Origin of the sequence: Pinibacter soli (assembly GCF_029961145.1) — a bacterium.
GTDB lineage: Bacteria > Bacteroidota > Bacteroidia > Chitinophagales > Chitinophagaceae > Pinibacter > Pinibacter soli.
This window is the reverse complement of sequence record NZ_JASBRG010000003.1, coordinates 451,384-472,796: the sequence shown is the minus strand read 5'-3', so window position 1 is coordinate 472,796 and position 21,413 is coordinate 451,384. Positions and strand designations below refer to the sequence as shown.

The following is a 21,413-nucleotide window of genomic DNA, read 5'->3' as shown; positions in this document are numbered from 1 at the left end:
ACATTCTATTACTTATATCGTTCCAGTAGGCTTTGCATATCTCATCCAGTGTATCAATTGTCAAAAATTGAAAAGACGTCGCATATATCCTGAAGTGCGTGCATTATAGTTTATTTCAATTACAAAGGAAATACTAAATTCTTCCAAATGCGCTCCTATCTCTTTTAGGTTCGGGAAAAAAGTTTTAAGTTAATTTTTGTTATTGCAATTTCTACCTAAAAAACTCTAATGAAAAAGATCCTCTTAATAACTACCCTTCTCGCTCTCATTGTAATTGCCGGACTCTATGCCGAAAGAAAACTCCACGGCATCAATTTCAAACTAAGAAGCGCAAAGAAAGAAATTAAAGAACTTTCAAAGAACAACGAAATTCAAGATGGCGACCTGATTTTCCAAACGGATCTTTCTCCGCAAAGTAAAGCCGTCGAGCTCGCAACAAAATCGATATATTCTCACTGTGGCATCATCTTCAGGAAAGGAAATGATTTTCTTGTGTACGAAGCGGTACAACCCGTTAGGGAGACCGCACTTGAAAAATGGATAGCAAGGGGTAAAGACGGAAAATATGTAATCAAAAGATTGAAAAGCGCCGATAAAGTCCTTACTCCTGCAATAATTGCAAAAATGAAACAGGAAGCTGAAAAATCCATGGGCAAAGACTACGACCTTACCTTTGAATGGAGCGATGACAAGATGTATTGTTCTGAATTCATCTGGAAAATTTACCAGAGAGCAACGGGAATCGAAATTGGTAAACTCCAACATTTAAAGGACATGGATCTTACAAGCGAAGCTGTTAAAGAAAAGCTCAAAGAACGCTATGGAAGCAAGATACCGATGAATGAAACGGTGGTTTCTCCACAAGCCATTTTCGAAAGCGAATTGTTGACCACGGTAAAATCAAACTAGTGTACAACCCAAATTGCCATGCTGCAAGCTAGTCCCCCCACGCCGTAATCACAAGCCTTCTTCTTCCCCCATAATTTCTGTGTTCGCACAGATAAATGCCTTGCCAGGTTCCCAAGGCAAAACGTCCGTTGTTTACCGGTATCATTACTGAACTGCCTAATAGAGCGGCTTTAAGGTGTGCCGGCATGTCATCGGAACCTTCGTCGTTGTGTAAATAATCGGGATCATTCTCAGGAACCGCTTTATTGAACCATGTTTCAAAATCCTTTCTCACAGTAGGGTCAGCATTTTCATTAATCGTTAATGATGCGGATGTGTGCTGAATAAATACCTGGCACATTCCTGTTTTCAGTTCTCCAATTCCGGGCAATGCTCTCAATACCTCTCCTGTTATCAAATGAAACCCACGACGCTTTTCGGGTAGTTCTATTATTTGCTGAAACATTTTCATGCAGTAAAGAAACCAATTAATAGTTAATAACAAGAGTTGGCTGCACAACATATTTATACTAAGTTCATAGTGCTAATTTTTAAGATTACCCTGAAACAAAGAACTTCGATGAACCTTAAAAAGCTGCTGCCGATTGAGTATTGCACATTTACGACCCATCTGTCTCCACAGGAAGTACTAAAAAGAATAGATGAAAACACATTATCTTATGTACCTGTTCGCATTCCCTTCTTTTACGAACCTCCGTTTGAAAAGCCTTACCGTGGAAAGATTACGGGTGACACTTTTACAATTAAAAGAAATGTTGAAATCCGAATCACTTATCTGCCGGTAATTACAGGTCATGTTTTCAGCGATTCAGGAAAAACAAAAGTGGAAATTAAGATGCGACCGCAAACAAATGTTCTGCTGTCAACGGCTTTAATACTTTCCATACTGGGGCTTATCTCTCTGCGTATTATCAGTTCTGCCGTTTACAATATTAATGATCTTCTGCAATTCAGTTTTTTGCCAGACCAGTTATTGCCCTTTGGAGCCTTTGTCGCTATTGCACTTTGGGCCACAATTGAATTTAGATTTCAAAGCAAAAAGTCAAAAGCTTTTTTACAAAAATTAGTGGAAGACGAAGATGTGGAACTGTTTTAATTAAGAAGTAAGAAACAGACAACTAATGTCTGAAAATTCACGGAATGTAGCACCTATTAATTCTTAATTTTTAATTATTAATTTTAGTTTCAACAACACCATTATGGAAAACATAAAAAAAGAAGACATCAAGCAGGAAGTGTTTGACCTATATGATGACTATGCACATGACCGTATCAACAGGCGCGATTTTGTGCAAAAGCTTTCTGCATACGCCGTTGGCGGCCTTACCGTTACTTCACTCATGAGTTTTTTGATGCCGGATTATAAAAATACTTTGCAAACAACAGCGAACGATCCACGCATCAAATCAGAATATATCAATTATGAATCACCCAAAGGCGGCGGAACTATCAAAGCACTTTTGTCGATGCCAGCAGATGCTACCGGAAAGCTTGGCGGCGTAGTGGTAGTGCATGAAAATCGTGGATTAAATCCTTATATAGAAGATGTGGGCAGAAGAGCCGCTCTTGCAGGGTTTATCTCCATTGCGCCCGATGCGCTCACTCCTCTCGGCGGCTATCCCGGCAATGACGAAAAGGGCCGGGAAATGCAGGCCAAACGCGATAAAAACGAAATGCTGGAAGATTTCATTGCAGCGTTTGACTACTTAAAAAACCACAAAGACTGCAATGGTAAAGTTGGCGTTGTAGGATTTTGCTTCGGTGGCTGGATCGCCAATATGATGGCTGTTCGCATTCCTGATCTTGCTGCTGCCGTACCTTTTTATGGAGGGCAACCTGCTGCTGAGGATGTTCCAAAAATAAAAGCTCCGCTCCTGCTTCATTATGCAGGACTTGACACAAGAGTGACCGAAGGATGGCCGGCGTATGAAGCTGCACTGAAAGCAAACAAAAAAGAATACACGGCTTACACATATGCAAATGTCAATCACGGTTTTCATAATGACACCACACCTCGTTATGATAAACCCGCAGCAGAGCTTGCATGGCAAAGAACGATTGATTTCTTTAATCAAAAACTGAAGTAAGACTCAATGCTTAACGCCAAACGCCTAACGCAGGGTGCACCTTGCGTTAGGCGTTTGGCGTTCGACTTTAAGCGTCAGGCATTTACTATATTTGCGCTGAAAGAATTCAATAAAACAGCAACGGCGTCATGTTGAAACGGACCGATCACAGCCTGATGAAATTTATTTTTTTCGGCAATTACTTTTATGGCCTTTGCGCCATCGCTCTTTCTATTGAAGCCAGCTTGCAGCAGGAGTTTCCGCTGAATACAATCCCTTATTATCTTTTGGTGGCTGCGCTTACTATTCTTTATTACACCAAAGCATACATTACAGATAACGCGCACAACAGTATCAACGTAAGATCTATTTGGTACGCAGCAAACGCGAAGCTGATCTTTTATTGCCAGCTTGCACTGTACACTGTTTGCCTTGTTTGCGGTTTGATTGTTTTTCCGTTGAAAGAGCTGTCCGATATTACCGTACCCGAATGGTTTCTAATCGCTTCGGTGCCGGCAGCCGGATTGATGTATTATGGCGTCAACCTGCGCACAACAAAGGCATACAACCTCAGAAGTGTTGGCTGGCTAAAGCCTTTCATGATCGGCTTTGTATGGGCAGGCATGGTGACGATTTACCCTGTCTTATATTATTGCATTACCCATAATATCCGTTACGATATTACATGGATCAAGTTCTTTTTGTTTGCAAAAAACTTCATGTACATAACGGTGCTTTGTATCTTGTTCGACATTAAGGATTATGCGACGGACCATAACCTCCAGCTAAAAACCTTTGTGGTTAAAGCAGGTTTACGCAAAACCATTTTTTATATCGTAATCCCCTTGAGCATTGTTGGCCTTGGCTCGTTTATCGTTTACGCCCTGGGCCGCCATTTCGGTATAATGAAGATCCTGATGAACACTATTCCGTTTATCTTACTTATTCTCGTTGCATACTCACTGCATAACCGCCGGTCCATTTTCTATTATCTCGTTGTAATTGACGGATTGATGTTAGCGAAGGCGCTGTGCGGCATTGTTGCAATGAAGTTTTTCTAATCACTGAGTAACTGCAAATGTCTCACAAACATCGAACCGTCATTGCGAGGCCGGCCGGGAAAGAATGCCTGTATTACTAAAGCAAAATCATTATCTCAGCGAGTGGCCGAAGCAATCTCAAGCACCCGAAGCATGAGATTGCTTCGCTGCACTCGCAATGACGTTGCATCTTGCATTCAGTTATTCAGTTATTAAAAAAGCGTCATCGCTCTTGCTGTCTCCAACAATAAGCAATGACGCCCTATTAATTACTAATTATTAATTATTAATTAATTCACAATCTTCTCGCTGCCAAACTTCTCCTGCCACGCTAAAATTCCGCCTTCCACATTCACCACATTTGTGAAGCCCATTGTTTCAAGGAACATACCGGCAGTAGCGCTTCTTTTGCCGCTGCGGCAGTGAATGAACAATTCTTCATCTTTCAGGTTTTCGATCTCGTCGATCTGCATTGCCTGAATTTTTCCCAAAGGAATCAAAGGCACGCCGAGGTTTGCTTCGGCATATTCGTTTGGCTCGCGTACGTCAATCACATGCAGCTTTTCGCCTGCATCAAGTTTTGCTTTTAGTTCTTCAACTGTAATATTTCTCATAATAAAACTTTAATCGTTAGAAAGAAGATTTGTCATCCTGTGGGTTCGCAGCAGTTGTATCACGCACAGGCTTTTCAGTTTGTAACCAAATATCAATCATTTGCCCCGCTCTGATCCTGCTTACCCTTCCGTCTGATGTATAATGTTTTGGGTCCTGGTCATAAATGAACGCATTGGCTGAATCAGTAACACCCGCTTTGTACACAGCAGAACCAAAACTGATGCCCACCAGGCCAAGTTTTGCTTTAGCTTCGTTAAAGGTCATGCCGGTCAAATCAGGCACCGCCAGATCAATGCCCGAAGGTCCGCCGCTTAAAGTTAGAGATATCTCCGAACCCATTGGCAATTTGGTTCCCGGCTGCACTTCTTTTCCGTTTACAGATTGATTCAATACTGTATTTCTTGTAAAGTCCGGCTTATAGAGGGTGTCACCCATTTTGAAGCCAAACTGCCTGATCACTATCTCTGCATTTCTAAAGCTCATCCCTACCAGATTCGGCATTACCACATCCGGAGGTACCGTTCTGTTAATGGTCAGAAACACCGTTCTGTTGACCTTTACTAATTCATCGGCATCGGGAAACTGGCGCAGGACAACGCCTGGCCTAACTGTATCGCGATAAACTGAATCCTGTATTTCTACTTCAAAGCCTTGCTGCTCCAATGATCGCTTAGCTTCGTCGTACGTTTTTCCGGCAACAGACGGTATGCGCAAAACCTTTCCATGTTTGGTGAAAAAGTTGAGGGACGACAGCACCAGCAAGATCAGCACAACACCCAGCACAAAGGCTGCGACTATATTGACCCAAAGCGGTTTATTTGAAAGGAATTTAAACACAATAACTTGGTTTTGTTTTCATGGATTATTTAATGTGCGCCCAAAGAAATGAAAAAAAGCTTGAAAGGCCTAATGCGGAACGCCAAACGCTTAATGCACACGGCAGAACGCTCAACGCAGGTTCAACTCCGGAGCTTCCGTGCGTTAGGCGTTAGGCCTTATACCTTATGCCACTGAAAGCGCTTCCTTCAACAATTCCGTATAAAAATCCTTCAACTCCATGCCGGCAGCGCGAACCTGTTGAGGTACGAGGCTTTCCGCTGTTTGGCCGGGAACAGTGTTTATTTCAAGCATGTATGGTTCGCCTTTGGCTTCATTGTATATAAAATCTATGCGCACAACACCGCGACAGTTGAACACTTCGTATACTTTTTTGGCAGTGTACCTTACTTTTTCCGCGATCGATTCGTCCACAACAGCGGGAGTAATTTCTTCACTGAGGCCCTGGTATTTGGCTTCAAAATCGAAGAACTCTTTTTTACTGATTACCTCTGTGAATGGAAGCGTTTTTATTTCACCTTGCGTTTTATAAACACCTATGGTAAATTCCCTTCCGGAAATAAACTCTTCTACCAATATCTGATCGTCTTCTTTAAATGCTTTTTCCAACGCCGCAGCCATATCCTCTTTGTTGTTCACTTTGCTCATGCCAATGCTGGATCCGCCATTGTTTGGCTTTACAAACACAGGCAATTGCAGCAAGGAACTAACCACTGAAGGTTCTATGCCCGTGTGCTTAAATAAATGCAAACTTTTTGCCACGTTGATACCGGCAAAAGCCGCTACAGCAACGGTATAGCGCTTATTAAATGTAAGTGCAGAAGTAGCAGCATCGCAGGACGTGTAGGGAATATTCATCAAATCAAAATAACCCTGCAACTTTCCATCTTCACCCGGTGTTCCGTGAATGCCTATAAACACGGCCTGGAACCGTATCTTTTCGCCGCCGATGGTAATAGTGAAGTCGTTTTTGTCTACTGCTATTTTTTCACCCTTATTGCTTTCATACATCCAGCCGTCTGGTCTGATGTCAATTTTGTAAACGTTAAATTTTTCTTTGTCCAGATTTTTTTCAATTGTAATGGCACTCATGTAAGAAATCTGTGCCTCTCCGGAATAACCTCCTGTTACAAAAGCGATGTTCGGCTTCATTAAATAATTGGTTTGCTATTGGGTGAAATAATGTTCGTTTAATCATCAAATATCAAACCTAAAATGGAAGTGAAAAAAAAAAGTTGAGTGCGTTGCACTTCTTTTTAACCACAGAGTCAAGAAGTTTTTTTCACAGAGGGAATGGAGCAGAGCCCGGAACGAATCGCCGGTGGTAGAAACAGAGAAAAGGAGTCGTTAGTGTTTTCCTGTTTTCTTCTAACGATTCATGATTGGCTATTTATTTCGAAGCATATCCTCTGTTCCCTCTGTGAAAAAAAGCTCCTTGACTCTGTGGTTAGAAAAACTCTTGCACCGGCAACCCGTGGCCAACAAAAAAGCACCGACAAACGCCGGTGCTTTTCAAGTCTTATTTAAAAGAGATTATTTCTTTCCTTTTGCAGCTATTGTGTCATGCGCATGTGGCATTTCCATTTGTGGAGCTTTAGGAGCCGGAGCTTTATCAGCAACATCTTCAACATCTACATCGAATACCAATGATTCGAATGGTTTTCCGCCAGGACCAGGCTGAGGACCGTAAGCAAGGAAGCCAGGGATGTACAATGTAGCTTTACCGCCTTTTTTCAGTAATCTCAAACCTTCGTCCCAACCATTGATCACTTGGTGCTGACCAATAGTGAAACCGAATGCTGGTTTTTCTGCACCTCTGTTGTTTTCGAATTCTTTGTCTGTATCAAACAATTTACCAGTATATCTTACAGATACATATTTACCAGAATCAATCGCTGCACCATCACCAGGATTTTGTATTACTACAAATGTTCCTTTGCCTGTTTTTTGAGCATTGGTAATGCCTTTGCTTTTCAATTTAGCTTCGATAGCTACAACTTGTTTATCGCCAATTGCGCTCATTTCTTTTTCACGATCTACACGCACAGCTTCTTCATTTTTCAGGACATCTTCTACTTTGAAAGTAAGATAAAGCTTGTCTCCTTTTTTCAGGATAGAACCGCCAGCCATTGGCATTTTAGCCAAAATGCTATCCGCAAACTGCAATATCACAACGCTATCACCTTTGTGCAACAAACGGAAAATTTCGTTTGGTTGATAAATTGCGCCAACGCTGTCAGCCTGAGCATAAACAGGCATTGTTTTATACGAATCTGCCAACACAGAGTCGTTTACTTTTTGAACGTAATTAATTTTCAATACCTCGCCTATTTTCACCTGCGGGCCACTACCTTCTTTCACAATCTTATACATTAATCCGCTCGCAGTTTTTTTATAGTTCGCATTGTTGCAGGCTGTCAAACCCAATACTGCAGCCGCTGCTACAGCAATCGATGTAATTTTTGTCATTTTTATTTTATTGTTATTGCAATTGTAAAGCATTTTCTTTAACTGCTTGTTTAAATTTTTTTACCGTTTGATCAAGAGAATCGTTTGTGTGTCCACCGGACGCATTAAAATGTCCGCCGCCTTCAAAGTATTTCCTCGCAAATGTATTCACGTCCACGCTGCCTTTGCTGCGAAAACTCCATTTGCGTTCCTCATCCCTGTCTATTACCAAACCAACCATTTTTATGCCCTGAATGCTTAGCGGAAAATTCACCAAACCTTCAGTGTCACCGGTTTTTATTTCAAAACGCAACAGGTCGCCTTTGGAAATGGCAATCAAAGCAGTATTGTATTCGTACATGATCTCCATTCTATTGGAAAGAACGTGTCCAATAAAACGAAGCCGGTTCTCAAGATAATTATCGTAAATATTTTCGTGTACCTGTGTATGCTGCAGACCAACTTCCTTAAGATGTGCCACCATTGTGTGCACGGCCGCAGTGGCGGCAGGAAAACGGAAAGACCCCGTATCACCAATTACGCCTGCATAAAGGCATTCCGCCATATCAGTATTTATTTTATCGCCATGACCGCTGCCTACGATAAAGTCGTACACCATTTCCGAAGTAGAACTTTTAGAGGTATCGCTCACTCCGTAATCAAACGATTCAACTTCGGGTTGCTGGTGGTGATCGATCAGCACTTTAACGCAATTGAGCGCTTTTAAAGGAGCAGCAAGCGTTTTGGTGCGCGGCAATGTATTGAAGTCGAGGCAAAAAAGCCATTCAGCCTGTTGTAAAATCGCAGGCACTTCAGTTCTGCCTTTTGGACTTTCGAAATCCAGGACAGTGTCACATCCGGGCATCCAGTTAAGAAATCCCGCCCAGTTTGTGGGCGAAACAACTGTTACAGTATGTCCAAACTGCCTTAAAAAATGATATAGCGCAAGCGAAGAACCCATGGCATCAGGATCTGGTTTCTGGTGCATGGTAATTACCACTTTACGTGGAGAGGTCAGCTGGTTGTATATTTCCTGTATGGGTCTCATAAAAAACGGAGCGAAGGTAAGCGGAATTGATAAATTGTCAAAACAAGCTTTAGGACTTTGAAAAGAAGGGTTAAAGATTGAGTCTTAACGAGTTAACGATTTGTTATGTCGGTAACTAACGCAGATTTTCAAGATTGTGATGATTTTTTTACGATTTATTGATTTGAAATAAGTGGAGCAAAGCTTGCAAACAGATTTACATGTCGCCGAGAAAGAATTCTTAATTCTTAATTCCCAATTCTTAATTTCTAATTATTCCGTCTATATTTGCGGCCTCAAACAAAAAAGTGATATGAGCAACAGAACATTTACTATGATTAAGCCTGACGCTATGAAAAATGGCCACGCAGGTGCGATTTTAGATAGAATCATTAAAGAAGGATTTCGCATTGTAGCGTTGAAACAAACAAAACTTTCTGCTGAAAAAGCTGGTGAGTTTTACGCAGTACACAGCGCAAGACCTTTCTACGGTGAGTTGGTAGAATTTATGAGCAGCGGCATTATCATTGCTGCTATTCTTGAAAAAGAAAATGCTGTGGCTTCATTCCGTACTTTGATTGGTGCTACCGATCCAGCTAAAGCTGACGAAGGTACTATCAGAAAAATGTACGCTACTTCTCTTGGTGAGAACGCTGTTCACGGTAGCGATAGCGACGAGAACGCTGAAATCGAAGGTAACTTCTTCTTCTCTGGTTTAGAGAAATTCTAATTATAGAAACGGTAAGTTTTTTTAGAGCGATCACTTTAGGGTGGTCGCTTTTTTTATCGCAAAGAGCGCTAAGGTGTTTGTATCTTCCGCCAAATCTCCTACTATGCAACAACCGGAATACTGGATGCGGGGACCAATCCAACACATACCGGCATTGCTCCAGCCTGTGGCCCATGCATTACTGCAGGCACGCGATGAAGTAAATGAATTGATGAATAATTTTCCGGAGCATCTTCTTTGGGAAAGCCCCGCCAATGTTGCCTCTCCTGCGTTTCACCTGCAGCACTTAACCGGCGTGCTCGACAGATTATTTACTTACGTCAAGGCACAACCGCTAAGTCCGGAGCAACTTGCCTATCTTTCTGCCGAAGGCAAACAAAATGAGCATGTGACACTAAGCAGTTTGCTTGATAATTTTAATAAACAGGTTGATAATTCATTGCAGCAGCTTAAAACAACCAACGAATACAGCTTAACAGAATTTCGCGGTGTGGGCCGCAAACAGCTGCCGTCTACAGTTATGGGCCTTCTCTTTCATGCGGCAGAACATACGATGAGGCACACTGGGCAATTGCTGGTCACTGTTAAGATATTAGTGCAGAGTTGAAAATTGAGTTACTACAGCGCATTACCTCCAATTCTAATTCCTAATTCAATGTCGTTTAATTAAGGTGTTTGAAAAAAACAAAAGCATCTCGCTTGTCATCCCGAGGAACGAGGGATCTGGTCGTACTACTAACGAACACTATGCGTAAACAATCACGCAGATCCCTCCTTCGTCGGGATGACAAGCAGTCTTTCTTTCCTGGATATAGCAACCAAATAATTGAAAAGTTGCTTAACTGAACGAGATTGAATTTCTAACTCCTATTTCCAAATCACCGCGCTATACATTTTCGCTTCGTTGTAAATGGAAGTACGCTCGTTAATTTTTTGAATTGACGTAAAACCTATGCTGGCAAACAGTTTCTTTAACGATGCAAAGTCGACGGGATAAGGCATCCAGCGATTCGCGTTTAAGGTATCATATTCGACAATCAGAAATTGCGGATAATCAACAAGCTGATTCAGCAATGACGACAGAAAAGAATTTTTCTCTTTTACATAGTGCAACGAATTCGCCATTAAGACGCCGTCGAGCACGGGAAGATTTAGTGCATCGTTTGTGAAGTCAGCTTTTATTACTTCTATTCTCGTTTTGTTCGGAAAAACATTCGGTGCGAGAGTGGGCTGTGTATCCACACCATATACCACACTTGAGTCGGGTAACAACAAAGCAAGTGCTTTTGTAAACAACCCGCTGCCGCAGCCGAGATCTGCCCAGTTTTGCTTCTCACCTGTCGACATTCCCCGATGCTTAATTAATTCTATTGCTTTAGGTAATTGCATGTTCCAGGTATTATTATAGATCAATCTAAAAAATAATTGCGTAACTGAGAAATTCGCTTTTACTTTGTAATTCAAAGTGCTTTTTATGGAGACAATTTATTCGCTGAAAGTAACCATCAGAAGATGGATCGTGTTCTTTATGATCGCTTTAATATTAAGTGGGGCAACTGCATTTGCATTGGAGACAGAACTTGAATGGCTATGCACGGTAATTCCACTAGGCATCAATTTACATTTCTGGATTCAAAGATGTTATGTTGCCATCAGGGATATGAATGCCCAATACCCGTTTCTTGTATATGGCTATGACTGGCTGGCCTTTGCTCACATTGTTATCGCCATTGCATTTATAGGCCCATACATAGATCCTGTGAAAAATATATGGATCATACAATTTGGCTGTATCGCTTGTATTCTCATTTGGCCAACGGCTTTTATCGCAGGCTATGTAAGGCAAATTCCTTTCTACTGGAAGCTGATCGATTGTTCGTTTGGTGCGGTAGGTTTGATTCCTCTTTTAATTTGCTATAGAAAAATAAAACGTCTTGAAGTACTTGAGAACATCGAAAACCATGCGGCATTATACGAATATTCCAATAGAGAAATACAGGCCTTTAACTAAGTCAAAAGGAAGAAAGAAAAATTCAAAGGCTTTCGTGTTGATCTGCTTACAATTAGGCAATACCCGGCTTGTACGGCTTTTAACTTTTGACTTTCCCTTTTTGACTTAATACTCGTTATCGTTAACTTTAAAAGCAGTTATGGAATACTTTGTTGAACAAGATCATATTGTGCAAAAGATATGGGGCAAGGCAGATGTGATCCTGCTGATATTTGCCGGCGCTGCGGCTGAATTCGCCCTGAATAAGTCTGTTGACTGGCTTTACTTTACAGGTAAGCTCCCCTCCGATCCTTTGGGAAGATTATTTTCCACCGTGGGTTATGCACGACAAATCATTTTTTCGCCGAAAGAAAAAGCACATGCCGCTATTGATAAGATGCGCAAAATACACACAGGCGTTGAAACAGCTCGTGGGGCAGCAATTCCCGACTGGGCCTACCGCGATGTATTATACATGTTGATCCATTATTCGATTGCGTCGTTTGAAGTATTGGATAGAAAATTAACTGACCGGGAAAAAGATGATGTTGTGGAAGTATTTTATAGAATGGCGACACGTATGGGTTTAAGCAACATTCCTTCGAGCTATGCAACATGGCAAACGGAATATTCACAACAGCAGGCCAGCAATTTGCAATACAGCAAATACACCGCTGATCTTTTCAAACAATACAAAAAACATTTAGGCAGTTTCAGATATTTCATCTTGCTGGAATCACAAAAACTGGTGGCTAATGAAATTGTACTCGAAAACTTAAATCTAGGCAAAAGTTCGGTGATAAAGCCGATGGTTTATATCTACAAAATTGTCCGCAGAATGAATGCCGAATGGTTCATTCAATCCATTTTACTACCCGCACAGTATAAAACACAGATAAGACAAATGAATATGGTTTAAAAGTCTATTCAAAAAGCTTTTTGATATTACGCCGATAATTCCCAAATTGTCCGGCGAAAGGAAAAACTATAACCAAACTTTTGCTTACCTTGAGTGCTCTAAATTAGAGATGGAAAACAAACTGCCCACGATTAAAGAGATTGCCAAGCAACTCAATGTATCCGTGTCAACTGTATCCCGCGCCTTGAGCAATCACCCGAGTATAGGTTTGCGCACACGTACACGTGTTCAGGAATTGGCCAAAGAATTAAACTACGAGCCGAACACAAAAGCCATTTTTTTCAAGCAGCAAAAGACTTTCATCATCGGCGTGATTCTTCCTTATATTAAAGAAGAATTTTTTTCAGAGGCCGTTAGTGGCATTGAAACTGCAGCAATGGAGCATAATTATACCATTCTTTTCGGGCAAAGTTTTGATGGTACAGAACGTGAGAAAAAAGTATTGGAAGCAATGAAAAAACAACGCGTTGACGGCCTGATCATTTCTCTTTCAAAATACACCAACAACTATGATCACCTGGCAAGGTTGGAAAAATATGATATTCCGATTGTGTATTTTGATCGTGTACCGCCTTTTGACAATGCACACAAAGTTTACTGCAACCTATACAAGGGCACTATTGAAATGGTGAACTGGCTGTTCAGCCGGGGTTTTAAGAGAATCGGCTTTATTAACGGGCCCGATAAATTAATTGCGACACACGATCGTCTTAAAGGCTACATTGAAGGCATCTCGAAGAAAAAACTGAAGGTTGATATGCGATTACTTGAGCAAACAGACCTTTCCCGCGAGAGCACTTACAAGGCGATGGAAAAATTGCTTGCATTGAAAAATCCTCCAGAAGTTATTATCACTTTTAACGATTATGTGCATCTCGATGTGATGCAATATGCAAGACAACATAATCTGAAGATTAATGAGGACATTTTCTTTGCGAGTTATGCAAACCTGCCAATCACTAGCTACACAGCGTTTCCACCGATCGCTTCGATCGAGCAGTATCCTTATAAACAAGGAGAAAAAGCAATGGAGATTTTGATACGCATCATCAACGATAAACTACAGCGTACCGGTGTCACGGGGAACTATTATCAGGAGGAGATAGAAGGATTATTGATGATCAATAAAAGCTTCGAGTTGAATAAAGCCTCTTCATAGGCGCTTCGCGCCGGTTATTTTGCCACAGAGGCACAGAGGACACAGAAGAACTGAGTTTTTCAAATAAATCTTCTTTCCTCTGTGTCTTCAGTGCCTCTGTGGCAAAACAAGATGCGCAGCATCTTTATTCGATAATCAACAACCACCCTTTTCCCTTCTCAACACTTATCGCATCGCCTGCGGCAAATGTTTTAGCGGGTTGGAAATTGGTCACTTCCTTTGCGGTAATCGTCGCTTTTGACGGATCAATGCCAAGTGATTGCCAGTTAATTTTCAGATGAATATCCACATTATCTGCGGCCCAGCTCGCAACTGACACCAACGCTTTTCCCTTGCTTTTATAAACGGTTGCTTTTACTTTTTCATTGTCAGTTGTTACCGGGCAATTGGTACTCCAATAACCGATCATTTCAGCACCTTTGATGCCAAATTCATCCCACAATTTCCAGATTGGCCTTGGGTCGCTGTTGCTTGTCCACGGCATACGGTTGGTCATGCCATAGATCATTCCGCGCCACGGATTGCCTCCGCCTTCGAGCATTTCGCCCATTAAACCAAATGGGATACCACTTACTTCAGTTAAGAAAAAGTCCGGGGCATTTTTTTCGTAATCGAAATATTCACCAAACCACAAGCGATTGAGGTATGGAAAATGTTCCATGTACAAATTAGCGCTGTTATTAAATCCGTCGCTTTTGTTGTATTGATTGGCAGAATGCAAATCGATGATTCCGGGATGTCCGTCTTTTGTAAGCACTCGTTTGATGCGTTTCATCGTGATACGGTCAAATGCAACATCATCGAGATAGATGCCATCGATTCCAACATTTTGCGTGAGCCAGTTCATGCCTTCAACATAATAGTTGTGCCAACGGTTCATACCACTGTTGATGATGGCCGCATCTCTAATTTCAGGTACAAACCATGCAGCGATATAATCTTCTGCAGCATGCTCCTGCAGCCAGCTGTAGCCACCACCTTTACCAGGAGAATAAACTTCGTGTCCCAAACTTCTTAATGCAAATGTTTCGTATGCATGATTGGAAAGTTCGCGAACAGTATTGTAGATCTTCACCTTCATGCCTTTGCTATGCGCTTCATCAATATACGACTTCATTTTTTTCCACTCAATAAAAGGATAGTTGATCCATGGATTGATTGGCGTTGCGTGGTGAATATTGATCACTGTTGCACCCGTTCTTTTTATGCTGTCGATGTCATTGTATTGATGATAGAAGCGGGTGCTCCACTGAAACTCTGTATTGATGGGGTGAAACGGTGTTATGAGTAAATTGAAATTGTAATACAGCACCTCTCCTTTCTTCATGCGGCGTGCGCCGTTGTAAGCATTCACCAACATCGAAGAACCTTTAATGCCCACTTGTATACCTCCTTTGTTATCATTGCCCCAAGATGTAGGCAATTGCAATGGCTTTTGCAGATAGAAATTAGTATTGAGCGGTCGCACATATTTTTCATCTCTTAAAGAAAATTGCAAACCTGCGTTAACATTTCCTATCCATGCACCATCCTGATTTTTGTTTGCCACATCCCATTTCCAATCTACCAACTCAGGACGGTAACCGCCTTTTTGTCCCAATCCCATCATGTAAGTAGTCATATTTTTTTGGAAAGGAATATGCAGCACGATGTCCTTAAAATCCATGTCCTGTAAGGCAATTACTTTCACTGTATATGATAAGAAACCGTCAAACTCAAGTGATGCGTTTACATCCATTTGCAAAGAATCAGATGTATTTGTTGCCTGCCATTTTAGCGTGCCGGGTTTTATTTCTGTAAAGGAAAAACCGGCGCTTTTGAGGTCAATGTTTTTACCATTGCTTTGTCTGGTGAAATGAAAATGAATGCCTTCATACAGCAAAGAGTTCGGTGTTGTTGAAAGACCCGTCATTTCTTCTGTGAAAAAAGTTTGGATCTGTTTTGGAAAACCATCTTTATTAATGATGATTTTTCTGCCCAGCAAATTCACTGCTGTATCGCCAACAAGTTCAAGTGGTGTGTAAGGCGCGATAACGTCATTATCCTGTGCCAGTGTAGAATTTAACCATTGCAAACGTGTTTGTTTCCATGGCTCGTTAATGCCGCCATCTGCAAGGGTTTTGCTATTAACTGTCAGGTTGATATTTATGGTAACGGGCTTTGCATTGTTTGCAGTTACGGTTGCTTTCCCTGAATAAATTCCCGCATCAATATTTGCAGGCACTGCAATATCGCACCAAAGCGGCTGAATAGTATTTGCGGTAACATCTACATTTTGAGTAAAAGGTTTCGCATCGTATGAAACGCCTGTTGTGTTGATGCAAGTGATCTGTTTCGTGTTGATCGTTTTTCCGGCAGCATTTTTCAAATCACTAAAAGCTACCTTGACGTTTTGCAGATCTTTCAAAGCATATACACCTAACTGATAAGCATAGAATTCACCTTTTGCAGCTTCGCCCTGAAATGAACTTTGTGCTCCTTTTTGTATCCATCGGTAAGGCAAGTCATGCTTTATGCGAATACAGAACTGCCTATCTTCCGGAAACACAATGAACGGTTGTTTGGCATATTTTGCTTTCAGCACATTTGTTTCTTTTGCTGTCGCAATAACTTCCATCGGATAGAAAGTGTTGAAAGAATCAACCGCCTCAATCCTTGCCACGGTTGCGTTTGCAGCCGCCTTAGGGTTGATAGTTTTCAACCATTCTGCGGATGCAGTTTGTTCTGGCTTTAAATAAACGCCTTTGGGGTAATTGCTTTTACCTTCATTTCTGTAAGGTATGTAGTACACATTGTAAGTGCCTTTTCCGGAAACGGGTTCAAAATAAACGGTGCCATTTTCTCTTGAAATATCAACGGCATTTACATTTAATATTTTATTGCCTGTTTTGCTATCCTGCACTATGACTCGCTTGTCCTGCGGATTTTCGTCGTTTCTTCTCCACGGGATTATTGCTTTTGCAATTTTACCGGCGCCATTAAATTCTATGACCACTCTATGATTGCCGAGTGAATCACGGTTCCAGCAATCGTTGCAAACTGTATACTTTATTTGTTGAGCGATAGTTACCTGTGCAGATAGAATTAGGGCCGCAGCGAGAAGATGTTTCATTTTTGAAAGATATAAAAAAAACAAACTGAAGAACCGAATTATTGAATCATTGAATAATTAAGCTGCAAAACAATCTTGCGTTAAAACTCAATTATTCAATAATTCATTGATTCAACTACTCAGTTATTCAGTCATTCAATTATTTTGCTGTATTATTTTATCATCTTCATGGCAATCGCTATATTCAGCTGGCATTTTACTGAGTCAATCATTTAGTCATGATGATGGTTCGGATAAGAGCCTGCAAGGCTTTTCGTCGTTTCTAATTCTAAGCTACAACCCCCTTTTTTATAAAAATCACGCAACCGTTTGCGTGTATTTCGTAAAAAATATTGTTCTACTTTGATTCGCGAAAAAGACAGTTTTGAGTTTTGAGTAATGAGTTTTTGAGTAAGTTGGAAGATTCCTGCAACAATCAAAATATTCATTCTTAGACCTCGAAACTCACAACTTATAACTAATTACTCAAAACTTGTAACACATAACTTTCACTGCATGAACAGAAGAAACTTTGTACGCAACACCGGTTTGACTGCTGCCGGATTAGCATTGTTACCTTCCGCAAATTTATTTGCATCCGGTGTCGATGTAAAAGTTAAAATAGGACTTATTGGAACGGGGATGCGTGGTCTTGGCCATCTTGATCTGTTATTAAGAAGAGATGATGTTGATCTCGTCGCCATTTGCGATGTTGACGATCGTATGCTTGAGTTTGCTAAAAAAACAATTGCGAAGAGCGGAAAAAAATCTCCGGAAATTTTCACAGGTAATGATTACGCATGGAAAACAATGCTGGAGAAAAAACAACTTGATGGGGTTGTAATTGCTACTCCATGGGAATGGCACAAACCAATGATCATCGGTGCGCTTGAAAGGGGTATTAAATATGTGGGTACAGAAGTAATTCTTGGCATTACCCTACAGGACCACTGGGATGTTGTTAAGGCAGCAGAACAAAATAAAGCAAACGTGATGATGCTTGAAAACGTTTGCTACCGCAGAGATGTAATGGCTGTGTTAAATATGGTGAGGCAAGGATTGTTTGGAGAGCTGATCCATTTACAAGGCGGTTATCAGCACGATCTACGCGGCGTGAAATTCAATGACGGAAAAAGCGCATATGGCAATGGTGCTGAGTTTGGCGAGAAAGGATTTTCAGAGGCACACTGGCGCACAAACCACTCCTTGTTCCGCAATGGTGACCTGTACCCTACTCATGGCATCGGGCCAATCGCACATGCTATCAACATAAACAGGGGAAATAGATTTTTGTCGTTGTGTTCTTATGCTACAAAATCAAGAGGATTGCATGAACACATTGTGCAAGTTGGTGGTGAAAATCATCCGAATGCTAAAGTGAACTTTAAACTCGGCGATATTGTTACTACGATGATCGGTTGTTCAAATGGTGAAACGATCATTCTGCAACACGATACAAATCTTCCGCGTCCATACTCATTGGGCTTCCGCGTGCAGGGAACAAAGGGATTGTGGATGGATGTAAACAAGAGTGTTTATATCGAAGGTCAATCAAAACAAAACGATGTATGGGATGATGCAAAATCATGGCTCGACAAATATGATCACCCGTTGTGGCAGCGTTGGTCGAAAGAAACAGCCGGCGCGGGACATGGCGGAATGGACTTCTTCGTGATCCATTCATTCATTGAATCGATCAAGCGCAAAATACCTACCCCAATGGACGTGTATGATGCTGCAGCATGGAGTGCAATTACTCCTTTGAGCGAGCAGTCTATTGAACTTGGTCATCAAACAGTAGAATTCCCTGACTTTACAGGCGGTCAATGGATGTATAGAAAACCTGTATTCGCATTAAATGATGAATTCTAACAAACAGATTTTTATGCATCAACATGAAAAGCAGGCGATAAAGGATCGGCCTGCATCACTTGAAGAGTTCCTGCGCAGAATTTTCTTTGCTTACGGCATCGATCATGAAGTCACGCAAGCCCAACCTTTTGGAAACGGCCTTATTAATAAAACCTGGAAGGTGGAGTCTGGCCGCCGTAAGTTTATTTTGCAAAATGTAAACAGCGAAATTTTTAGTCAGCCTCAACTCATCGCCAACAATGTGAGAGCCATTGCTGATTTCATTCACGACCAACATCCTCACTATTTGTTTGTAACACCTGTACAAACGATTTGCGGCGAAGAAATGTTTTATGATGAAACGTTCGGCTATTTCCGCCTGATGCCTTTTATTCCTGATTCACACACGATTGATGTTGCTGAATCGCCGGAGCAGGCATACGAGGCTGCATTTCAATTTGGAAAATTTACAGGATCGCTTTCGGGTTTTGATGTAAACAAATTGAAAATCACTTTGCATGACTTTCATAATCTTTCGTTGCGTTATCAACAATTTCAAACTGCTCTAAAAAACGGCAATGCAGAAAGGATCAAACAGGCGCAGGAAAGCATTAAACTCATCAAGCAATTCGAAGCAATTGTAAAAGAGTTTGAGAGGATACATTCTGCCGATAGTTTCAGGCAACGTGTAACACATCACGACACAAAGATCAACAACGTGTTGTTCGACAAACAAGGTAAAGGCATATGCATTATTGATCTTGATACCATTATGCCGGGGCTTTTCATCAGCGATGTAGGAGACATGATGCGCACGTACCTGTCGCCTGTAAGCGAGGAAGAGAGCGACTTTAGCAAGATCCTTATTCGGGAAGATTTCTACCGGGCTATTGTGCAGGGTTATAATGAATATATGGCAAAGGAACTTACTGATGATGAAAAACAGCATTTTCTTTACGCAGGAAAATTTCTCATTTACATGCAGGCGATCCGCTTCTTAACGGATTACCTGAATAATGATAAATACTACGGCGCAAAATATCCTGAGCACAATTTCGTCCGGGCAAACAACCAGATCACGCTGCTGCAGAGGCTTACGGAGAAGGAAGATAAGCTTGGAGCAATCAGGAGCTAGTCAATAGATGCTTTGCATCTAAAGATTATAACTAAGTAACTAAGGCCACTAAACCACACTAAGGAAATTTCTTAGTGAACTTAGTGGCCTTAGTTACTTAGTGGTAAATAAATCTGCAACAATTTGAGTTCACTCTACAGTAAACAATTTCCAAATAACACTACATGAAAAAAACGCTTTCTTTATCACTACTTATCTGCTGTCTATTCAGCGTCATTTCGCTGCATTCATTTGCAACAGCAACCGACACATCAGTGGTTGTACCCGCTGGTGGTAACACTTTTACTAGCAATAACGAAAACATAGTAAAGAAAAATGGTGTTTCCGGATGGAACAATGAAAACACTGTACTTGAAATATATGTGCGTGTTACGCAACCAGGCACTCTCAAGTTGTTGTTAAATGCATCTACAGATGACAAAAGCACTATTACTGCTGCCATTGGCAATCAGTCGAAGAAAATAAAACTTACAAAGAACGATACACTTGTAAATGCAGGTGAATGGCGCGTGAAGGATACTGGCTATATAAAACTGGAATTGAAAGGAGTTGAGAAAAGCGGGAACGCCTTCGCGGATATCAGGAGCTATACTGTTTCCGGAACTGCCGTTAATTCAAAAACTGTTTTCGTAAAGAACAATGAAGGCAATTTCTTTTACTGGGGACGCCGCGGACCTTCTGTGCATCTTGGTTATACATTGAGCAACGATATTAAGGCCGAGTGGTTCTACAATGAGATCACAGTTCCGGTTGGTGAAGATGTAATAGGCTCTTATTACATGGCCAATGGATTTGCCGAAGGCTATTTCGGTATCCAGGTAAACTCAGCTACAGAAAGAAGAATTTTATTTTCTTTATGGAGCCCCTATTCTACCAATGATCCTAAACAAATTCCGGCTGATCAGCAAATAGTAATGCTTCGTAAAGGAGAAGGCGTTCATACGGGTGAGTTTGGCAATGAAGGCTCTGGCGGACAAAGTTATTTGCGTTATGACTGGAAAGCTGGTAACACCTATAAGTTCTTATTACACGCTCAACCCGATAACAGTAACAACACAACAACTTACACGGCTTATTTCTTTGCACCGGAAAAAAATGAATGGCAATTGGTTGCCTCATTTAAACGACCAAAAACAGCCACATATCTAAAGCACCTCCACTCCTTTCTGGAGAACTTTAATCCTGAGCAGGGTAATAAAACAAGAAAGGTTTTGTTTGGCAACCAGTGGGTATGTGATGCAAACGGCAAGTGGATCGAATTGACGGATGCGAAGTTCACAGGTGATAACACGGCACACAGCGGCTTTCGCATGGATTATGCAGGAGGCCTGGATAAAAGCGGTTTGTTCTATTTGCAAAACTGTGGCTTCTTCAGCAACTACACTCAGCTTAATGGCAATTATAAACGACCTGCGACGTCTAAACAACCGGTTGTGGATCTTTCGAAATTACCGTGATACAATTGAAAATTGAGAATGGAGAGTTGAGAGTTGTTGGAGCTATTTGATGGTAAGTTGGGGCTGCTAAAAACGAACAACCTTCATTTTCAATTCTCCACTCTCAACTCTCCATTCTCCCCTAACCGCACTGCAGGGC

Annotated in this window: 20 protein-coding genes; 12 read left to right on the top strand and 8 right to left on the bottom strand. The window is 41.3% G+C overall.

Annotated elements, in window-relative coordinates:
- Positions 1–228: 228 nt before the first annotated feature.
- Positions 229–909, top strand: a complete 681-nt coding sequence (locus tag QJ048_RS06310) for a YiiX family permuted papain-like enzyme (protein ID WP_282333490.1) — start codon at positions 229–231, stop codon at positions 907–909.
- A gap of 28 nt (positions 910–937) precedes the next feature.
- Here QJ048_RS06310 and QJ048_RS06305 read toward each other — a convergent pair whose 3' ends face one another.
- Positions 938–1,360 carry a secondary thiamine-phosphate synthase enzyme YjbQ gene (locus QJ048_RS06305; protein WP_282333489.1) on the bottom strand — a complete coding sequence of 141 codons (423 nt, stop codon included), beginning with the start codon at positions 1,358–1,360 and terminating at the stop codon, positions 938–940.
- 108 nt (positions 1,361–1,468) lie between these two features.
- Between QJ048_RS06305 and QJ048_RS06300 the strand changes: the two genes are divergently transcribed.
- The 3 genes from QJ048_RS06300 (at position 1,469) to QJ048_RS06290 (ending at position 4,036) form a co-directional block, all read left to right on the top strand.
- Entirely contained in the window at positions 1,469–2,005 is a 537-nt protein-coding gene (locus QJ048_RS06300) for a hypothetical protein (protein WP_282333488.1), read from the top strand.
- A gap of 103 nt (positions 2,006–2,108) precedes the next feature.
- Positions 2,109–2,996, top strand: coding sequence for a dienelactone hydrolase family protein (locus tag QJ048_RS06295; protein WP_282333487.1), 888 nt, complete (start codon positions 2,109–2,111; stop codon positions 2,994–2,996).
- A 128-nt stretch (positions 2,997–3,124) separates the two neighbouring features.
- Positions 3,125–4,036: a UbiA prenyltransferase family protein gene (locus QJ048_RS06290; RefSeq protein WP_282333486.1), complete on the top strand. Its 912-nt coding sequence runs from the start codon at positions 3,125–3,127 to the stop codon at positions 4,034–4,036.
- Positions 4,037–4,305: 269 nt separating this feature from the next.
- On the opposite strand, the gene QJ048_RS06285 is transcribed toward QJ048_RS06290, so the two are convergent.
- The 5 genes from QJ048_RS06285 to QJ048_RS06265 form a co-directional block, all read right to left on the bottom strand.
- Positions 4,306–4,629: a rhodanese-like domain-containing protein gene (locus QJ048_RS06285; protein WP_282333485.1), complete on the bottom strand. Its 324-nt coding sequence runs from the start codon at positions 4,627–4,629 to the stop codon at positions 4,306–4,308.
- 16 nt (positions 4,630–4,645) lie between these two features.
- Positions 4,646–5,467 carry a PASTA domain-containing protein gene (locus QJ048_RS06280; protein ID WP_282333484.1) on the bottom strand — a complete coding sequence of 274 codons (822 nt, stop codon included), beginning with the start codon at positions 5,465–5,467 and terminating at the stop codon, positions 4,646–4,648.
- A gap of 165 nt (positions 5,468–5,632) precedes the next feature.
- A complete protein-coding gene (locus QJ048_RS06275; RefSeq protein ID WP_282333483.1) occupies positions 5,633–6,619 on the bottom strand; it encodes a D-alanine--D-alanine ligase in 987 nt (328 codons plus the stop codon).
- Between the two features lie 381 nt (positions 6,620–7,000).
- Positions 7,001–7,936: an FKBP-type peptidyl-prolyl cis-trans isomerase gene (locus QJ048_RS06270; RefSeq protein WP_282333482.1), complete on the bottom strand. Its 936-nt coding sequence runs from the start codon at positions 7,934–7,936 to the stop codon at positions 7,001–7,003.
- Positions 7,937–7,949: 13 nt separating this feature from the next.
- Positions 7,950–8,963 carry a DHH family phosphoesterase gene (locus QJ048_RS06265; RefSeq protein WP_282333481.1) on the bottom strand — a complete coding sequence of 338 codons (1,014 nt, stop codon included), beginning with the start codon at positions 8,961–8,963 and terminating at the stop codon, positions 7,950–7,952.
- A gap of 292 nt (positions 8,964–9,255) precedes the next feature.
- On the opposite strand from QJ048_RS06265, the gene QJ048_RS06260 reads away from it, so the two are divergent.
- Together QJ048_RS06260 and QJ048_RS06255 are read left to right on the top strand one after the other, a co-directional pair.
- On the top strand, positions 9,256–9,672 hold the full coding sequence (locus QJ048_RS06260) for a nucleoside-diphosphate kinase (protein WP_282333480.1): 417 nt from the start codon (positions 9,256–9,258) through the stop codon (positions 9,670–9,672).
- Positions 9,673–9,775: 103 nt separating this feature from the next.
- Positions 9,776–10,279 (top strand): DinB family protein, encoded by a 504-nt coding sequence (locus QJ048_RS06255; protein WP_282333479.1) that lies wholly within the window; start codon positions 9,776–9,778, stop codon positions 10,277–10,279.
- Between the two features lie 260 nt (positions 10,280–10,539).
- Here the strand turns inward: QJ048_RS06255 and QJ048_RS06250 are convergent, their stop codons facing one another.
- Positions 10,540–11,061: a class I SAM-dependent methyltransferase gene (locus QJ048_RS06250; protein WP_282333478.1), complete on the bottom strand. Its 522-nt coding sequence runs from the start codon at positions 11,059–11,061 to the stop codon at positions 10,540–10,542.
- 85 nt (positions 11,062–11,146) lie between these two features.
- Here QJ048_RS06250 and QJ048_RS06245 point away from each other — a divergent pair, with 85 nt between their 5' ends.
- From QJ048_RS06245 to QJ048_RS06235, 3 genes are all read left to right on the top strand, one after another.
- Positions 11,147–11,683, top strand: coding sequence for a hypothetical protein (locus tag QJ048_RS06245; protein WP_282333477.1), 537 nt, complete (start codon positions 11,147–11,149; stop codon positions 11,681–11,683).
- Positions 11,684–11,822: 139 nt separating this feature from the next.
- On the top strand, positions 11,823–12,581 hold the full coding sequence (locus QJ048_RS06240) for an oxygenase MpaB family protein (RefSeq protein ID WP_282333476.1): 759 nt from the start codon (positions 11,823–11,825) through the stop codon (positions 12,579–12,581).
- A 109-nt stretch (positions 12,582–12,690) separates the two neighbouring features.
- Entirely contained in the window at positions 12,691–13,740 is a 1,050-nt protein-coding gene (locus QJ048_RS06235) for a LacI family DNA-binding transcriptional regulator (protein ID WP_282333475.1), read from the top strand.
- 124 nt (positions 13,741–13,864) lie between these two features.
- Here the strand turns inward: QJ048_RS06235 and QJ048_RS06230 are convergent, their stop codons facing one another.
- Positions 13,865–16,852 carry a glycoside hydrolase domain-containing protein gene (locus QJ048_RS06230; RefSeq protein ID WP_282333474.1) on the bottom strand — a complete coding sequence of 996 codons (2,988 nt, stop codon included), beginning with the start codon at positions 16,850–16,852 and terminating at the stop codon, positions 13,865–13,867.
- Positions 16,853–17,347: 495 nt separating this feature from the next.
- Between QJ048_RS06230 and QJ048_RS06225 the strand changes: the two genes are divergently transcribed.
- The 3 genes from QJ048_RS06225 to QJ048_RS06215 all read left to right on the top strand — a co-directional run bounded on the left by QJ048_RS06225 (position 17,348) and on the right by QJ048_RS06215 (position 21,274).
- On the top strand, positions 17,348–18,703 hold the full coding sequence (locus tag QJ048_RS06225) for a Gfo/Idh/MocA family protein (protein ID WP_282333473.1): 1,356 nt from the start codon (positions 17,348–17,350) through the stop codon (positions 18,701–18,703).
- Between the two features lie 13 nt (positions 18,704–18,716).
- The gene (locus QJ048_RS06220; RefSeq protein ID WP_282333472.1) at positions 18,717–19,817 is read left to right on the top strand and encodes a phosphotransferase enzyme family protein; all 1,101 of its coding nucleotides are present in this window, start codon (positions 18,717–18,719) and stop codon (positions 19,815–19,817) included.
- 164 nt (positions 19,818–19,981) lie between these two features.
- Positions 19,982–21,274 (top strand): DUF3472 domain-containing protein, encoded by a 1,293-nt coding sequence (locus QJ048_RS06215; protein WP_282333471.1) that lies wholly within the window; start codon positions 19,982–19,984, stop codon positions 21,272–21,274.
- The last annotated feature ends 139 nt before the right edge of the window (positions 21,275–21,413 follow it).

Coding starts and splice junctions, on each gene's coding strand:
- QJ048_RS06310 (WP_282333490.1), top strand. CDS start 229: ATGAAAAAGATCCTCTTAATAACTACCCTTCTCGCTCTCATTGTAATT.
- QJ048_RS06305 (WP_282333489.1), bottom strand. CDS start 1,360: ATGAAAATGTTTCAGCAAATAATAGAACTACCCGAAAAGCGTCGTGGG.
- QJ048_RS06300 (WP_282333488.1), top strand. CDS start 1,469: ATGAACCTTAAAAAGCTGCTGCCGATTGAGTATTGCACATTTACGACC.
- QJ048_RS06295 (WP_282333487.1), top strand. CDS start 2,109: ATGGAAAACATAAAAAAAGAAGACATCAAGCAGGAAGTGTTTGACCTA.
- QJ048_RS06290 (WP_282333486.1), top strand. CDS start 3,125: ATGTTGAAACGGACCGATCACAGCCTGATGAAATTTATTTTTTTCGGC.
- QJ048_RS06285 (WP_282333485.1), bottom strand. CDS start 4,629: ATGAGAAATATTACAGTTGAAGAACTAAAAGCAAAACTTGATGCAGGC.
- QJ048_RS06275 (WP_282333483.1), bottom strand. CDS start 6,619: ATGAAGCCGAACATCGCTTTTGTAACAGGAGGTTATTCCGGAGAGGCA.
- QJ048_RS06270 (WP_282333482.1), bottom strand. CDS start 7,936: ATGACAAAAATTACATCGATTGCTGTAGCAGCGGCTGCAGTATTGGGT.
- QJ048_RS06265 (WP_282333481.1), bottom strand. CDS start 8,963: ATGAGACCCATACAGGAAATATACAACCAGCTGACCTCTCCACGTAAA.
- QJ048_RS06260 (WP_282333480.1), top strand. CDS start 9,256: ATGAGCAACAGAACATTTACTATGATTAAGCCTGACGCTATGAAAAAT.
- QJ048_RS06255 (WP_282333479.1), top strand. CDS start 9,776: ATGCAACAACCGGAATACTGGATGCGGGGACCAATCCAACACATACCG.
- QJ048_RS06250 (WP_282333478.1), bottom strand. CDS start 11,061: ATGCAATTACCTAAAGCAATAGAATTAATTAAGCATCGGGGAATGTCG.
- QJ048_RS06245 (WP_282333477.1), top strand. CDS start 11,147: ATGGAGACAATTTATTCGCTGAAAGTAACCATCAGAAGATGGATCGTG.
- QJ048_RS06240 (WP_282333476.1), top strand. CDS start 11,823: ATGGAATACTTTGTTGAACAAGATCATATTGTGCAAAAGATATGGGGC.
- QJ048_RS06235 (WP_282333475.1), top strand. CDS start 12,691: ATGGAAAACAAACTGCCCACGATTAAAGAGATTGCCAAGCAACTCAAT.
- QJ048_RS06230 (WP_282333474.1), bottom strand. CDS start 16,852: ATGAAACATCTTCTCGCTGCGGCCCTAATTCTATCTGCACAGGTAACT.
- QJ048_RS06225 (WP_282333473.1), top strand. CDS start 17,348: ATGAACAGAAGAAACTTTGTACGCAACACCGGTTTGACTGCTGCCGGA.
- QJ048_RS06220 (WP_282333472.1), top strand. CDS start 18,717: ATGCATCAACATGAAAAGCAGGCGATAAAGGATCGGCCTGCATCACTT.
- QJ048_RS06215 (WP_282333471.1), top strand. CDS start 19,982: ATGAAAAAAACGCTTTCTTTATCACTACTTATCTGCTGTCTATTCAGC.